This is a genomic window from Lysinibacillus sp. K60 (genome assembly GCF_019731275.1).
Classification (GTDB): Bacteria; Bacillota; Bacilli; order Bacillales_A; family Planococcaceae; genus Lysinibacillus; species Lysinibacillus capsici.
In genome coordinates, this window is sequence record NZ_JAASJR010000019.1 from 22,448 (window position 1) to 37,079 (window position 14,632).

At 37.8% G+C, this 14,632-nt stretch carries 13 protein-coding genes and 3 tRNA genes; 12 read left to right on the plus strand and 4 right to left on the minus strand.

What is annotated here, in order from left to right:
• The first annotated feature begins 50 nt into the window (after positions 1-50).
• From pth to HCH28_RS23965, 11 genes are all read left to right on the plus strand, one after another.
• Complete coding sequence (gene pth, locus HCH28_RS23915; protein WP_221683397.1) at positions 51-617, plus strand: aminoacyl-tRNA hydrolase; 567 nt, start codon at positions 51-53, stop codon at positions 615-617.
• Between the two features lie 241 nt (positions 618-858).
• Entirely contained in the window at positions 859-1,086 is a 228-nt protein-coding gene (locus tag HCH28_RS23920) for an anti-sigma-F factor Fin (RefSeq protein WP_016993788.1), read from the plus strand.
• Between the two features lie 138 nt (positions 1,087-1,224).
• On the plus strand, positions 1,225-4,737 hold the full coding sequence (gene mfd / locus HCH28_RS23925; protein ID WP_221683398.1) for a transcription-repair coupling factor: 3,513 nt from the start codon (positions 1,225-1,227) through the stop codon (positions 4,735-4,737).
• A 309-nt stretch (positions 4,738-5,046) separates the two neighbouring features.
• Positions 5,047-5,583: a stage V sporulation protein T gene (gene spoVT / locus HCH28_RS23930; protein WP_004229174.1), complete on the plus strand. Its 537-nt coding sequence runs from the start codon at positions 5,047-5,049 to the stop codon at positions 5,581-5,583.
• Between the two features lie 158 nt (positions 5,584-5,741).
• Positions 5,742-7,364, plus strand: coding sequence for a putative polysaccharide biosynthesis protein (locus HCH28_RS23935; protein WP_221683399.1), 1,623 nt, complete (start codon positions 5,742-5,744; stop codon positions 7,362-7,364).
• Between the two features lie 9 nt (positions 7,365-7,373).
• Positions 7,374-8,834: a bifunctional methyltransferase/pyrophosphohydrolase YabN gene (gene yabN, locus HCH28_RS23940; RefSeq protein ID WP_221683400.1), complete on the plus strand. Its 1,461-nt coding sequence runs from the start codon at positions 7,374-7,376 to the stop codon at positions 8,832-8,834.
• A 4-nt stretch (positions 8,835-8,838) separates the two neighbouring features.
• The gene (locus HCH28_RS23945; RefSeq protein WP_004229169.1) at positions 8,839-9,129 is read left to right on the plus strand and encodes an RNA-binding S4 domain-containing protein; all 291 of its coding nucleotides are present in this window, start codon (positions 8,839-8,841) and stop codon (positions 9,127-9,129) included.
• A 147-nt stretch (positions 9,130-9,276) separates the two neighbouring features.
• The gene (yabP, locus tag HCH28_RS23950; protein ID WP_004229167.1) at positions 9,277-9,576 is read left to right on the plus strand and encodes a sporulation protein YabP; all 300 of its coding nucleotides are present in this window, start codon (positions 9,277-9,279) and stop codon (positions 9,574-9,576) included.
• Positions 9,573-10,064 carry a spore cortex biosynthesis protein YabQ gene (gene yabQ, locus HCH28_RS23955; protein WP_131522610.1) on the plus strand — a complete coding sequence of 164 codons (492 nt, stop codon included), beginning with the start codon at positions 9,573-9,575 and terminating at the stop codon, positions 10,062-10,064. Before yabP ends, yabQ begins: the two co-directional genes overlap by 4 nt.
• A 17-nt stretch (positions 10,065-10,081) precedes the next feature.
• Positions 10,082-10,486, plus strand: coding sequence for an FtsB family cell division protein (locus HCH28_RS23960; protein ID WP_048395333.1), 405 nt, complete (start codon positions 10,082-10,084; stop codon positions 10,484-10,486).
• A 134-nt stretch (positions 10,487-10,620) separates the two neighbouring features.
• Positions 10,621-11,049 (plus strand): S1 domain-containing RNA-binding protein, encoded by a 429-nt coding sequence (locus HCH28_RS23965; RefSeq protein WP_004229154.1) that lies wholly within the window; start codon positions 10,621-10,623, stop codon positions 11,047-11,049.
• Between the two features lie 86 nt (positions 11,050-11,135).
• Here the strand turns inward: HCH28_RS23965 and HCH28_RS23970 are convergent, their stop codons facing one another.
• From HCH28_RS23970 to HCH28_RS23985, 4 genes are all read right to left on the minus strand, one after another.
• Positions 11,136-11,387, minus strand: coding sequence for a hypothetical protein (locus tag HCH28_RS23970; protein WP_202342951.1), 252 nt, complete (start codon positions 11,385-11,387; stop codon positions 11,136-11,138).
• 165 nt (positions 11,388-11,552) lie between these two features.
• Positions 11,553-11,624, minus strand: a tRNA-Glu gene (locus HCH28_RS23975).
• A 4-nt stretch (positions 11,625-11,628) separates the two neighbouring features.
• A tRNA-Met gene (locus HCH28_RS23980) sits at positions 11,629-11,705 on the minus strand.
• Positions 11,706-11,716: 11 nt separating this feature from the next.
• Positions 11,717-11,791: transfer RNA gene (locus tag HCH28_RS23985), tRNA-Gly, on the minus strand.
• Between the two features lie 418 nt (positions 11,792-12,209).
• On the opposite strand from HCH28_RS23985, the gene HCH28_RS23990 reads away from it, so the two are divergent.
• Positions 12,210-14,603 (plus strand): SpoIIE family protein phosphatase, encoded by a 2,394-nt coding sequence (locus HCH28_RS23990; RefSeq protein WP_221683401.1) that lies wholly within the window; start codon positions 12,210-12,212, stop codon positions 14,601-14,603.
• Positions 14,604-14,632: the final 29 nt, after the last annotated feature.

The window sequence follows — 14,632 nt, forward strand, 5'->3', positions numbered from 1 at the left end:
TGCTATATGGTAAAATAATGACTATTAGATTGGAAAGAAGAGAGGTACTTATGAAAATTATCGTTGGTTTAGGAAACCCAGGTAAACTGTATGAGCATACAAGACATAATATTGGATTTGATGTTATTGATGCGTTAGCAGAAAAATGGGGAACACCTTTAACAAATTCAAAATTTAACGGGATGTACACTACTGTACATCGACCAGAAGGTAAGGTTCTACTTGTTAAACCATTAACATATATGAATTTATCAGGGGAATGTGTTGGTCCCCTAATGGACTATTTTGACATAGAGGTAGAAGATTTAATTGTCATTTATGATGACTTGGATTTAGAGACAGGTAAATTACGTCTGCGACAAAAAGGGAGTGCAGGTGGTCATAACGGCATTAAATCGTTAATTCAACATTTAGGTACTCAGGAATTTAATCGTATTCGAGTGGGCATTAATCGTCCGCCAGCGGGCATGAAGGTAGCAGACTATGTTTTAGCTAAATTTTCGAAGGAAGACCAAGTTCTTATGCAAGACGCCATTGTAAATTCTGTAAACGCTGTTGAAGCATCTCTTTCAAAGCCGTTTCTTGATGTGATGAATCACTTTAACGCAAGCAAATAGATGGAAGTAATAAAATTTCTGTTAAAGTTTTTGGATAATTGGCATGGTGTAAGGTGAGTAATGAACTGCCTTACACTATTATTACAGCTAATACTTGTAGTGAATAGTCTTAGCTACAGGTAAAAATTAATTCTCTAATTTTCAAGTTATTACAATGATGATGACAGTGAAAAGTGCATAATCCTTTTTATAAATGTCTATACTTTAAGTAGAAAGTTGCTTAAAGGAGGATGATTTGGAGATGTCAGTTCGCTATCGATGTCGGCATTGTGAAGTAGAAATAGGGACACTACCATTTGATGCAGATGATACAATTCGAAAGTTGCATATTTTCGAATTAGGAGAAGCGGATGATTATGTTGAGAAAGATCAACATGGTCAAACGACTGTGCACTGCATTTGTGAGCAATGTGAGGATTCGCTGAGACAATATCCAGATTATCACGCACTCAATAAATGGATTCAATAATTGGAAGGATGCTTTGACACACTTATGTGTGTTCAAGGCTTTTTCCATTTCATAAAATAGCCATTAATAGAGATATGTAAAATAACACTAGAATAATAGAAATAAAAATATAGAATTTATGCTGAAAGGAGCTTGACTGTGGAGGTTTTACGACAGCTTGTGTCGCAAGATAAACATATTACATCATTTTTAAAGGAAATTCAGAGCGGTCAAACTGCATCACAGCTTATAACAGGTTTAACAGGAAGCGCACGCCCAGTAATGGTTGATGTGTTATTTGAATATGTAAAGAAGCCAATCTACATTATCTCTCCTAATCTATTGCAGGCACAAAAAATGGCGGATGAGCTTGTTGGACTATTAGGCGAGGAACATGTTCACTATTACCCTGCGGATGAATTTATTGCAGCCGATCTTTCTGTGGCTTCACCAGAACTTCGCGCGGAGCGAATCGCGACGCTCGATTGCTTAGCTAGAGGTGAGAAAGCCGTATATGTAATACCTGTGGCTGGTCTACGTAAAATAATGCAACCAAAAGAACACTGGCTACACTATTTTTTACAAACCGCATTAGGCGAAGATGTTGAAATTGATAAATGGTTGCAAACATTAGTTGAGATGGGCTATGTACGGAATTCAATGGTGACATCACCTGGAGAGTTCGCATTACGTGGAGGAATTTTAGATATTTATCCACCTTATTTAGAATCACCAATTCGTATTGAATTATTTGATACAGAGGTTGACTCCATACGAACATTTTCAGCAGATGACCAACGTTCTATTGATAAATTACAAAAAATTCGTATTCTCCCTGCTTCAGAGGTCATTCTTACAAAATCAGAAAGACAGGCATTAGCAGACCGTTTAGAAGTGGCATTAGCAGCCAGCCTAAAGAAGGTTAAAAAGCAGGAGACAAAAGAACTTCTGTATCAGCATATTCAATATGATATTGAGTTGCTACAACAAGGGAATTTACCTGATTATGTAAACAAGTATGGCTCTTTATTATACGATAAAACAGCCTTTTTAGGAGATTACTTTGAACATGATGGTATTGTACTTTTTGACGAGCTTGGACGTATTCAAGAGGTAATGGATGCATGGGAGCGTGAAGAAGATGAGTGGTTTTTATCTTTAATCGAAGAGGGAAAAATGGTTCACGATGTCAAACCTGCCTTCTCATTAAAAGAAATATTGGCGATGTTGTCACAACAAAAGCTTTCATTTTCATTGTTTTCGCGAACATTTGCAGGGATTACGTTTAGTAAAACAACCAACTTTTCTTGCAAGCCAATGCAGCAATTTCATGGACAAATGTCCTTGCTTCAAAGTGAGGTTGAACGCTGGTTACTAGGCAAATTTACAGTTCTCATCATAGCAAGGGATAAAGAACGAGTGAAAAGAGTTCAGCAAATGCTTGAAGAATACGATATTCATACAACAATAGGTGAGCCAACAGAACCTGGTATTTATATTGTAGATGGTGGCTTGTCGAGTGGCTTTGAATTGCCCCTACAGCGTTTAGCAATTGTAACAGAAGACGAGCTCTTTAAACAGCAGGTAAAGAAAAAAACACGCACACAAAAAATGACCAATGCTGAACGTATTAAAAGTTATACGGAAATTAAGCCAGGTGATTATGTTGTACATGTTCATCATGGGATTGGTAAATATATTGGAGTAGAGACATTAGAGGTTAATGGTACACATAAGGATTATCTGCATATTCGATATCGTGCAGACGATAAATTATATGTACCTGTTGAGCAAATAGACTTAATCCAAAAATATGTGGCGTCAGAGGATCGAGAACCAAAGCTACATAAATTAGGTGGAGCAGAGTGGAAAAAGGCGAAAGCGAAGGTATCCTCTGCTGTACAGGATATTGCGGATGATTTAATAAAGCTGTATGCAAAGCGTGAAGCAGAGAAAGGGCATGCTTTTACACCTGATAACGATGACCAGCGTAATTTTGAAGCAATGTTCCCCTATGAAGAAACAGAAGATCAACTACGTTCAATTGTTGAAGTAAAACGAGATATGGAACGTGAACGCCCTATGGACCGTTTAGTCTGTGGTGATGTAGGCTATGGTAAAACAGAGGTAGCCATTCGTGCCGCATTTAAGGCTATTCAAGATGGAAAGCAAGTGGCATTCCTTGTCCCTACAACCATTCTAGCCCAGCAACATTATGAGACTATTCGTGAGCGCTTTCAGGACTTTGCCATTAATGTTGGATTGTTATCTCGCTTCCGTTCGAAAAAGGAGCAAACAGCAACATTAAAAGGCTTAAAAGAGGGCCGAGTCGATATAGTTATTGGAACACACCGTATTTTATCTAAAGATTTAATTTTCCAAGACCTTGGTCTGCTAATTGTGGATGAAGAGCAACGTTTTGGTGTGACGCATAAGGAAAAAATTAAGCAGTTAAAGACAAATGTCGATGTCTTAACTTTAACAGCTACACCAATCCCAAGGACACTTCATATGTCCATGGTAGGGGTCCGAGATTTATCTGTTATTGAGACGCCTCCTGCTAATCGTTTCCCAGTTCAAACATATGTGATGGAGCACAGCGGTGCATTAGTACGAGAAGCTATTGAGAGGGAAATGGCACGTGGCGGACAAGTATTTTATTTGTATAATCGGGTAGAGGATATGGCTCGAAGGGTTGAGGAGATTCAAGTGCTGGTCCCTGAAGCACGGATAGGCTTTGCTCATGGAAAAATGACTGAGTCAGAGCTAGAATCAGTGATTTTAGCCTTTTTAGAGGGCGACTATGATGTGCTTGTTACGACAACGATTATCGAGACAGGTGTCGATATACCGAATGTAAATACATTAATAGTCCATGATGCTGATCGCATGGGCTTAGCCCAGCTCTACCAATTACGCGGGCGCGTTGGACGTTCTAACAGAGTAGCCTATGCATATTTTATGTACCAACGCGACAAAGTTCTGACAGATGTAGCGGAGCAACGTTTACAAGCAATTAAAGAATTTACAGAGCTTGGCTCAGGCTTTAAAATTGCGATGCGAGATTTATCTATTCGGGGCGCAGGAAACTTACTTGGAGCGCAGCAACATGGCTTTATTGATTCAGTTGGCTTTGATTTATATTCACAAATGCTTCAGGATGCCATCGCGGAACGTCAAACAGGCGTGAAAAAAGAAGAAAAGCCAGATATTGAAATTTTGCTGAGTATTGATGCCTATATTCCAGACGCTTATATTCCAGATGGTTATCAAAAGATCCAAATGTATAAACGAATTAAAGCCATGGATCAGGTGGAGGAGTATGACGAAATCAGGGAGGAATTAGAGGATCGATTTGGCGATCTTCCAATTGAAACAGAGCGTTTACTTCGAATAGCACGAATGAAAGTTTGGGGCTTAGGTGCGGGAGTAGTATCTGTAAAGGAGAAGCAAAAACTTATTACAATACTATTATCAGAACGAGGGACGGCAAGTGTCGATGGCAGTAAGATTATTGAAGAATCGATGAAATTCGAGCGTGCTGTTGGTTTTGGTATGGATGGCATGCAGTTAAAATTAACAATAGATGAACGCAAGATTGGGAAATATCAACCCTTTGATATGTTGGAAGAACTAATGCAAATTATTGATAATGCAAAAAAGCAGCAATAGTAGTTAAAAGGCTCTTCTTATCTTTTACTGTAAAAGATAAGAAGAGCCTTTTTCATGTTGATTCAGTAATCACCATCTCTCTCATATTTGCTCACAGGAATAATGGATTTTTTCCAATATTTTTATGAATTAATTATAGAAACTTATTACTTGGGTAATCTAATAAGGAGTTGATTGATGTAATACCGTTTTTTGAAAAAAATTGATGGTTGTGAAATCCTTTTTCTTCAGTTTTTGCATAGATTGCTCAAATAAAAACCATACTATCATTGAATAAAAATTTCATTGTAGCGAAAGCGAGGCATTAGAATGAAGGCAACAGGAATTGTTCGTCGTATTGATGATTTAGGGCGTGTAGTTATTCCAAAAGAAATTCGTAGGACGCTACGTATTCGTGAAGGCGACCCGCTTGAAATTTATACGGACCGTGAAGGCGAAGTCATTTTAAAAAAATATTCTCCCATCAATGATTTGGGGGAATTTGCAAGAGAATATGTTGAAACACTTTATGAAACAATGGGCACACCGGCATTTGTCACTGACCGTGATGAAGTAATCGCTGTTGCAGGGATTGGGAAAAAGGAATATATAAATCGTCGCATTACGTCCTTTGCGGAAAGCTTTATGGACGAGCGCTCCACAAAAATTGAAAAAATGGAGACAACGATTGAAATTGTCCCTGGACAATATGAGCAAGTGAAATCATATTGTGCGACACCTATAATGGTGAATGGTGATCCTATTGGCTGTATTATCGTCTTGTCTAAAGTACACTTTGTTGGTGAGGTAGAAGTCAAGGTAGTGGAAACAGCTGCAAACTTCTTAGCAAAACAAATGAATAGTTAATGCATGGAAAAGTTATTGCGATGACCTTTAAGGCTGAACAATAACTTTTTTGCGTACATAAAGATGAATCGTTATAGGAACAGTAGTGCCACCTTGCACGTCAAACTTTTGAGATATGCTATACTATTGGCATTGTTAAGAAGGAAAGAGGGCAATTTATGTCGCAACGTTTTGGTATGAAAAGCTACATGAAGGGTGCCGCCTTATTGACGATAGCAGCCCTTATTGTAAAAGTTCTTAGTGCCATTTACCGTGTGCCTTTTCAAAATCTAGTAGGTGATGAAGGCTTTTATATCTATCAACAGGTATATCCAGTTATTTCAATCTTCGTTGTTTGGACATCTAGTGGCTTTGCTATAGCCATTTCTAAAATGCTTGCAGACAATGATTGTATTGTTGATACAATAGAACGTGATGAAAGACGTCGTACTATAACACAGGTAGTTTTCAGGTATTTAACGGTATTATCACTACTGTTTTTTGCCATTTTATTTGGAGGTGCTGGAAGGATTGCCTATTTGATGGGAGATATTCAATTAGCACCACTTATTCGTACAGGCTCCTTAGTAGTATTGGTTATGCCGGCGCTGGCTATTTTAAAAGGTAGCTTTCAATCTAGAGCAATTATGGAGCCCATTGCTTATGCCCAAGTACTTGAACAAACAGTGAGAGTAACTGTCATATTAGCAGGTACCTTTCTTATTATGACAACGACGAAATCACTTTATGGTGCAGGAAGAATGGCTGTTATCGGTACAGTAATTGGAGAAATTACAGCATTGTTATTACTTGCTTATATCTCGCATAAACGATTTGGTCTACTGCAAGTTAAACAGCATCTACATCGTAATTCAAGTTTACCTATCATTAAAGAGGTCACATGGCTGAGTTTGAGTGTCAGTATGAGTGGTCTACTACTACTCGGCTATCAATTGGTCGATTCATTTACAATCTATTCTTCATTAATTGATAATGGCATGACTCCTACAATAGCGAAGGAAACGAAAGGGATTTATGATCGAGGACAACCGTTAGTTCAACTAGGTGTTGTCATTGCATCCTCATTGTCGTTGGCCATTGTGCCACTTGTCGCCCATTTGTCGAAAAAACAAGCGGGACGGAGTGCAGTGCCATTCATACAATTAACATACAAAGCATCCGTCCTGTTCGGCTGGTCTGCAGCACTAGGCTTAATGCTAATTATGCCTTATTTAAATGAAATGCTTTTTAAAACCAATTCCTTATCGGAGGTATTGATTGTCTATGTATTTCAAATTGTCCCTTTGTCAATTATCCTTACATTTACAGCGATCTTACAAGGCTATGGGAAATTAAAAAAACCTGCGTTATTTCTTATAATCGGTTTTCTAATAAAAATGATTTTAAATGTACGATTAATTGGTGGATTAGGTGTACTAGGAGCTGCCATCGCTAATGATATAGGATTATTATTATCAGCAACCTTGCTAATTATTTATTTAAAAACATTGACTGGCATTCAATTAGCTTCAGGCGCATTTTATAAAAAGGTAGGTATAGCCTCTTTCAGTATGACAATCGTCGTTCTTATATGGTTACAGCTAGTATCGTCCTTTTTAAATCACCTGATGTCTTCACGTATAATAGCCATGGTGGCGGGTTTGACAGCAGTATCTATTGGGGCGTTTGTTATGCTAACAATTATTGCAAAGAAAAGAGTACTAGTAGAAAAAGAATGGTATTTACTGCCGTTTGGACGTAGAATGGCCGTTTATCAACTTTGGCTAAATTCAAAGAAGTAGGTGTAAATATTGAATACATTATCAATTATTGGTTTAGGTGCAGGTGACTTTAATCAGCTGCAAATGGGTGTTTATAAAAAATTAAAGGCTGCAAAAAAATTATATGTACGGACAGTGGATCATCCGGTTTTAGAGGAATTAGCAGCAGAGGGTGTGGCATTCGAAAGTTTTGACAATGTGTATGAAAAACACGATACATTTCAACCTGTTTATGCGGAAATAGCTGATTATCTTATGAAAGCTACCGCTGTTGAGGATGTTATGTATGCTGTGCCAGGGCACCCATTAGTTGCAGAGCAAACAGTGCAATTACTTATTGCCGCAGCAAATGAAGGGAAAATTGAGCTAGTCATTGAAGGTGGTCAGAGTTTCTTAGATCCCATTTTTGGTGCCTTAAAAATCGATCCAATTGAAGGCTTTCAATTACTTGATGGTACTAGCTTTTCAATGCATGACATTAACATGCGTCAGCACATCTTGATTGCTCAAGTATACGATACATTCAGCGCATCAGAAGTGAAGCTGACGTTGATGGAGAAATATGATGATGAGTATCCTGTGACAGTTGTGACAGCGGCTGGATCTTCACAGGAACAGATTGTCACAGTGCCGCTCTATGAACTCGATCAAAGTGTAGAAGTAAATAATTTAACAACAGTCTATGTACCACCTGTAAAATCACAGGAGGAGTCATTAAGAGATTGGACAACATTCCGCCAAATCATTGCAACGCTGAGAGGCCCAAATGGCTGTCCTTGGGATCAAAAGCAAACACATGAGTCGTTGAAAAAATACTTACTTGAAGAAGCACATGAATACTTGTCAGCGGTTGATGCTGAAGATGATTTTGCCATGATTGAGGAACTTGGCGATGTGTTGTTACAAGTATTTTTACATGCACAAATAGGAGAAGATCAAGGCTACTTTACACTTGAAGATGTGTTAGCTTCAATTAGTGAAAAAATGATTCGTCGCCATCCACACGTTTTTGGGGATGTTGCAGTAGAAGATGCGGAGGGTGTTGTGGCTAATTGGGAGGCCATCAAGGCTGAAGAAAAGGGAACTAGCGATAAACCGTTATTAGGCGAAGAGTATAGAGCATCTTCTGCTTTACAAACAGCCTACAATTATCAAAAAAGAGCAGCACAAGTGGGCTTTGATTGGCCAGATGTGGAGGGAGCTTGGGATAAATTTACCGAGGAATGGCAGGAATTTCGCCATGAGGTGACGAAAGGCTCTAATGCGTCCCGTCTTGATGAATTTGGCGATGTATTGTTCACATTAGTAAACTTAGCGCGTTTCTATAAATTATCACCAGAAGAAGCCATGCTACATGCAAATGAGAAATTTGCAAGACGTTTCGGCTATGTTGAGCAACAGGTAAAGGCAAGTGGAAAACCATTTTCCGATTTTACATTAGAACAATTAGATGCATTTTGGAATGAAGCAAAGCAACTAGAAAAGGAGTAAGATTATGAGATTAGATAAGTTTTTAAAAGTATCACGTTTAATAAAACGCCGTACTTTAGCCAAAGAAGTGGCCGATCAAGGACGTATTACAATCAATGAAAAGATTGCAAAAGCAAGTAGTACAGTGAAAGCTGGTGATGAGCTTGCTATCCGTTTTGGTCAAAAAATAGTAACGGCACGTGTAGAAGAAATACGTGATACTGTGAAAAAAGAAGATGCAGCAAAAATGTTTACCATTTTGAAAGAAGAACGACTTGAAAAGATTGAGCCTGAATTTATTGATGATGAGGAATAAAGCTAAATTTATTTTCTGGCCCTCTTCATGTTGTCCCGCCTTTCTTTTTGTAGGTGTAAATATTACACAACTTAAATAAAGTTGTCATTCTTTGAAGGTTGTCCGCATAAAGTGAACAGAAGCTAGGACGACTAAAGGAGGAAAAAAATGACGCTACATCAAGAAAGTAATCGTTACACAATTCCATCTGGAGAGCATATTTTAACGATTCGTAATCGTAAAAGAATGGACATGACTTCTGTAAAATCAATTGAACGCTTTGATCAGGAAGAGTTTTTCATTAAGACGTCCCAAGGGCACTTGTTAATCCGTGGAGAGGAACTGCATATCGTTCATTTAGATGTTGACAAAGGATTATTGACACTTGAAGGAACTGTAAAAACTTTACAGTACGACGAGGAGGAAAGTGGCTTCTCGAAAGGTTTCCTTCATAAGTTATTTGGATGATTGTCAGTGAACAATTTTATCAATTAATTGTCATGGTTTTGAGCGGTATAGCAGTTGGTTTCATAATTGATAGTATAAGGCTCATTGTTTTTTCAACTCCAAAAAGGTCAAGCCTTCGAAAGTGGATGATGGTTGTTGAGTTAATAACGTGGATTCTACTTGGAGGGTTGACATACTATTTATTATTTTGGCTAAAAGATGGCGCTTGGCGGGCTTACGACCCGCTAGCGCAAATAGCCGGAATTTTTTTGTATCAATCATTTTTTCAAACCTTTTTACGTTTCGTTGCTAGAATTTTGGTGAATATAACATGGAGACCCTTTTGGTTCATAGTACGCTTCATAATTACGATTATTCGACAAATTTTGCAATTATTAATAAATATTGTTATGTTTGTTATAAGACCTTTTGTCAAAATTTATTCGTATTTGTCCTACACTTTTTTTAAAAAATTACGATATTTGAAGTATAATAAAAAGCAACAATAATTATCGGAGGTGCGGACATGACTAGACGTCATTCATCAAATGATGAATCCCAAAACTTCACTAAGCTTGATAATGACTATGTCCGTAACACGGATAGAGCTATAAATCGCAAACAACAGGCTCGAAAACGTAAGATGCGTCGTATTGTCTTTTTTGCGATTGTACCAGTCATTATTATTGCTCTTCTCTTAAATGTGCTGTCACATCAGAATGAAACATTAGCAGCAAAAGAGAAATCCAAGGAAGAAGCGAATCGGCATCTCACTGAATTGAAAGAAGAACAAGATACATTAAATCTTAAAATCAAACAATTGCAGGATGATGAATATATCGCAAAGCTATTAAGAAAAGAGTACTACTTATCGGAAAAAGGTGAGATTATTTTCATCATTCCAGATAAGGAAGATAAAAAAGACGACTGAAAAGCTATGTATTGTTGACACTCTTTTATTGTTATATATAATGAAAAGAGAAGCTTATTGCAGTAAAAAGTTTGATTAAATTGATTACATGGCTCAAAAGAGTCGCTTAATTTTTAAGGAGGAGCATTTTTTTTATGTCAATTGAAGTAGGCAGCAAGGTACAAGGTAAAGTAACAGGAATCACAAATTTTGGAGCATTCGTTGAGCTGCCAGATGGCAAAACAGGCTTAGTTCACATTAGTGAAGTTGCTGACAATTATGTAAAAGATATCAATGAGCATCTAAAAGTTGGAGATGAAGTTGAAGTAAAAGTGATGAATGTTGAAGCGGACGGAAAGATTGGTCTTTCAATCCGTAAAGCAAAGCCTCAAGCTGAAAGACCAGAGCGTCCAGCACGTCCACGTCGTGATAATCGTTCTAATGATCGCAACGAACGCCACCAGCCAAAAGAAAATTTTGAGCAAAAAATGGCACGCTTCTTAAAAGATAGTGATGAACGTCTAGCAACACTTAAACGTGCTACAGAATCAAAACGCGGAGGTCGCGGAGCTAGAAGAGGGTAGTTTGCTGACTGTTTTAATCGTAGAAAAAGTGTATGAAATAGAGTTGGGAGTAGCTTTTTAAAAAGCTACTCCCTTTTTTAATATACCTATAAAGTAGAAGAAGGTCTCTTTTTCTTTTTTGTGGGTGTTATTGTTTTTTCATCGGTAAGACTAATGGATTCTTTCTTTACTGGATGGATAACCATTTTGACAAGTAAAGCAACACCATATACACTCACAGCTAGTCCACCAAGCAATAAGATTATTTGAACAAAAAACGGTAAGTTTATTAGAATTGAAATAAGAATAATCATTGAGCCACTTCCACAAATTAAAGCAGCTTTTGTTAATGCACTCAAGGGAATTAAACCTCCTAAAAACGCTGTTTTTACTAGTATGCCATACTTTTATATTCTGTCACATAGCTTTACTTGAGCGGACGGATAGAATTTGCAAAGAAGTAGATAGATGGTTAAATTAAAAATAGGTATCTCAGAATCTAGTTCTGAGATACCTATTTGATATGACCCGTACGGGATTCGAACCCGTGTTACCGCCGTGAAAGGGCGGTGTCTTAACCACTTGACCAACGGGCCTAAATGGTGGCGGCCGAGGGGATCGAACCCCCGACCTTACGGGTATGAACCGTACGCTCTAGCCAGCTGAGCTAGGCCGCCAAATTTAGAAATGGAGCGGAAGACGAGGTTCGAACTCGCGACCCCCACCTTGGCAAGGTGGTGTTCTACCACTGAACTACTTCCGCATGTCATTTAAGCAACAAGTTAAATAATACAAGCCAATCGTGCTAGTGTCAAGTAGGTTTGAAAAATTATTTAAAGATATTTCAGGACATTTAACTATAGAAGAATATTTTAGCGGATTTTTTGTTCTTACGTAGAAATATATCCTAGAGAAGAGCTGAATCAAACCATTAATAGTACGTAAAATCCCTTCAAAATAGGCTTTAAGATGAATAGTAAGTGATTATTATATTGATTAAATAATTGAATTTTCCGATATTTATATTGATCAAAAGCCTCTTGCTATAGAAATTGTTGCCAATTCTCGTATTTATGAATAGCTATTAGTCGAAATATTTATATTTTTTTCTGTCAACGTCAGACAATCTTTCCACACATAATTTTTTATAATAACCAAAAGTGCGGAAAGGGGATAGTTAAATGACAAGTATTGAATGGTATAATACAACGAATGTAGATGACCAAAAAATAGGTTTGAAAAAGAAGCAGATCCTAATAGGCTCTCTCTTTTTTTTAACCGCCTTTTTCTTGGCTCAATCTGTTGTATTTGAAGCGGCTGTACCGTTCTCAGTTCCTTTTTGGGCCATTATTCGAACAAAATATAGGGAGTATGCCAAATTCGTATTATTTGGGAGTTTAGCGGGTTGCTTTTTCTTGGGCTTTGGACAAGTCCTAATTCTCGCTTTACAAATTATCCTGTATGAATGTATTATGCGTTTTCGTTACTGGCAACTGCCCCAAAGTATTGCGGTGTCTTTAGCTGTATTACTGGTACAAATAATGTGGCAAGGGGTGATGTATCAGGATTTACCACCAGTGCTTGTACAATTTTATGTGGGCTGTGAAGCAGCTTTAGCTCTTATTATGACATTGTTTATGCAAGTATTATTTGTTAATTCGTATGAATGGTTTACGACGCATTGGACATATGAAAAGCTAGGTTCAGGATTAGTCGTCTTTGCAGCCATGCTTACTGGAATGCAAACGGTTGTAATAAGCTATTTTTCACTCCCTATTTTTTTACTACAGCTCTTTATCTGTTTTGGCGCATTGGTTGGAAGTGTGCCCTTAGCAACTGTCATTGGAGCAGTGCTAGGGACGCTTATAGGTGTGGCCAAGCTTTCGTTTACCGGTATGCTTTCGGTGGCTACCTTAACTGGATTATGTGCGGGTATGGGAGCGAAAGGTGGTAGATTTGGCGTTGCTATTGGTAGTATTTTACCTAGTGTATTTTTTTTATTTTATGACGCCACATTGCCCTTGGATAGTGTTTATTTCACCTCAATTGCCATTGGTAGTATTTTATTTCTAACCATTCCAAAGAAATATTCAGATAAGGTAAGGGACAAGCTCTTTCCACAACGAGAAGAGGTTTTATTAGCCCGACAGAATTGGTTAACAGAACATGTAACATATAAATTAGAGCACTTTCAGCATTTTGTGCAATTCATGAAGGAACTTGTGTTTGATCGCTTTATGACAGCACCCGTTGAAGCGGCGAAGGAAGTAGCACCAATGAATACTTGTTTAAGTTGTTTCCGTTATGATCATTGCTGGGGTGCGCAAAATAATGGTATGGACAAGCTGATGACAGATTGGTTTCATATGAAAGGAGTAGGCAAGGAATCAGCTATTCATCGTGTTGAAGAACAAATACGCTATAAATGTGTGAAGTCCACGAAAATCTTCGAGGAATTAGATACAGAACTTTATAGAGAACGAATCAACGGGCAGTATTTCCATGGTAAAAAAATGATTGCCCTTCAACTGCGCGATATGAGCAATCATTTAAATCAGTTAATTGCTGAGATGAAGGAAGATACAATTTCTTTTGTAAGTGTTGAGAAGGACATTGTTGAACGCTTAAAGGAAGCCAATATTGAATGTTTTCAACTTGATGTCCTAAGCAACAAGCCTGGGGCAAGAAAGATTGTTTGTGCCTTAGCACCAGCACGTGTCAACTGGGAGAAAGATACGACATTAGCTGAACGTATGATTTTGCCGATTCTTTATGAAATTTTTGATGAACCTTTTGAAATTGAAAAAGTAGTAGCCTGTGAAATACCATTTCGTCATGTTCAAATTTGCTTTAGATCAGCTATTAGCTTTGAAGTAGAGTATGATATATATAGCATGTCTAAAGATGCAACACTATATTCGGGTGATTCTCACGCCCTTTTCCAATTGCATCCAGGATTATTTGCGATATTGCTGTCTGATGGTATGGGGCAAAGTAAAGAAGCACAACATGAAAGTAGAAAATTGATTCATTTAATGCGAGAGTGTCTAAATTACAATATGAATCCAGAAACGGCGATGCATACGCTCCATTATGTCATGGCATTAAAGCAGCAAGATGATATGTATGCAACGCTTGATTTTGCACTTGTCGATTTACAGCACGGAGATTTGTGGTCGTGGAAGGCGGGTGGAATGTCAACCTACATTTTGCGTGGAAAAGAGGTACTGAAAGTTGAAAGTAATGCAGCACCTGTAGGATTCTTATCTATTTCAGCAGTCGAAGCTGAAAAAAGAAAACTGAAGGCAGGTGATGTTATTTTAATGCATTCAGATGGACTGTTCTCAAGTGTAGCTGATTGGGATGAACAAGAGGAAACATTTTTAGCTTTCGCACAGCAGGTATCAAGTACAAATAAAACGATTCAAGAAAAACTAACAACCATTATGCAATCATTCCAAGGTTATTTTGAAATAGAAGATGATTGTACAGTATTAATGTTAGAGGTGACACATGTTGTACCGACATGGGCTGTCTTTAGACCAGCTCAGTATTCAATGAGTAAATCATCTTAAACTAACAACGAAAAGGGGAGGAGAAGCGT

What these genes read in the sequence shown, in the direction of transcription:
- pth (WP_221683397.1), top strand. Translation starts at nt 51, where the DNA reads ATGAAAATTATCGTTGGTTTAGGAAACCCAGGTAAACTGTATGAGCAT.
- HCH28_RS23920 (WP_016993788.1), top strand. Translation starts at nt 859, where the DNA reads ATGTCAGTTCGCTATCGATGTCGGCATTGTGAAGTAGAAATAGGGACA.
- spoVT (WP_004229174.1), top strand. Translation starts at nt 5,047, where the DNA reads ATGAAGGCAACAGGAATTGTTCGTCGTATTGATGATTTAGGGCGTGTA.
- HCH28_RS23935 (WP_221683399.1), top strand. Translation starts at nt 5,742, where the DNA reads ATGTCGCAACGTTTTGGTATGAAAAGCTACATGAAGGGTGCCGCCTTA.
- HCH28_RS23945 (WP_004229169.1), top strand. Translation starts at nt 8,839, where the DNA reads ATGAGATTAGATAAGTTTTTAAAAGTATCACGTTTAATAAAACGCCGT.
- yabP (WP_004229167.1), top strand. Translation starts at nt 9,277, where the DNA reads ATGACGCTACATCAAGAAAGTAATCGTTACACAATTCCATCTGGAGAG.
- yabQ (WP_131522610.1), top strand. Translation starts at nt 9,573, where the DNA reads ATGATTGTCAGTGAACAATTTTATCAATTAATTGTCATGGTTTTGAGC.
- HCH28_RS23960 (WP_048395333.1), top strand. Translation starts at nt 10,082, where the DNA reads ATGACTAGACGTCATTCATCAAATGATGAATCCCAAAACTTCACTAAG.
- HCH28_RS23965 (WP_004229154.1), top strand. Translation starts at nt 10,621, where the DNA reads ATGTCAATTGAAGTAGGCAGCAAGGTACAAGGTAAAGTAACAGGAATC.
- HCH28_RS23990 (WP_221683401.1), top strand. Translation starts at nt 12,210, where the DNA reads ATGACAAGTATTGAATGGTATAATACAACGAATGTAGATGACCAAAAA.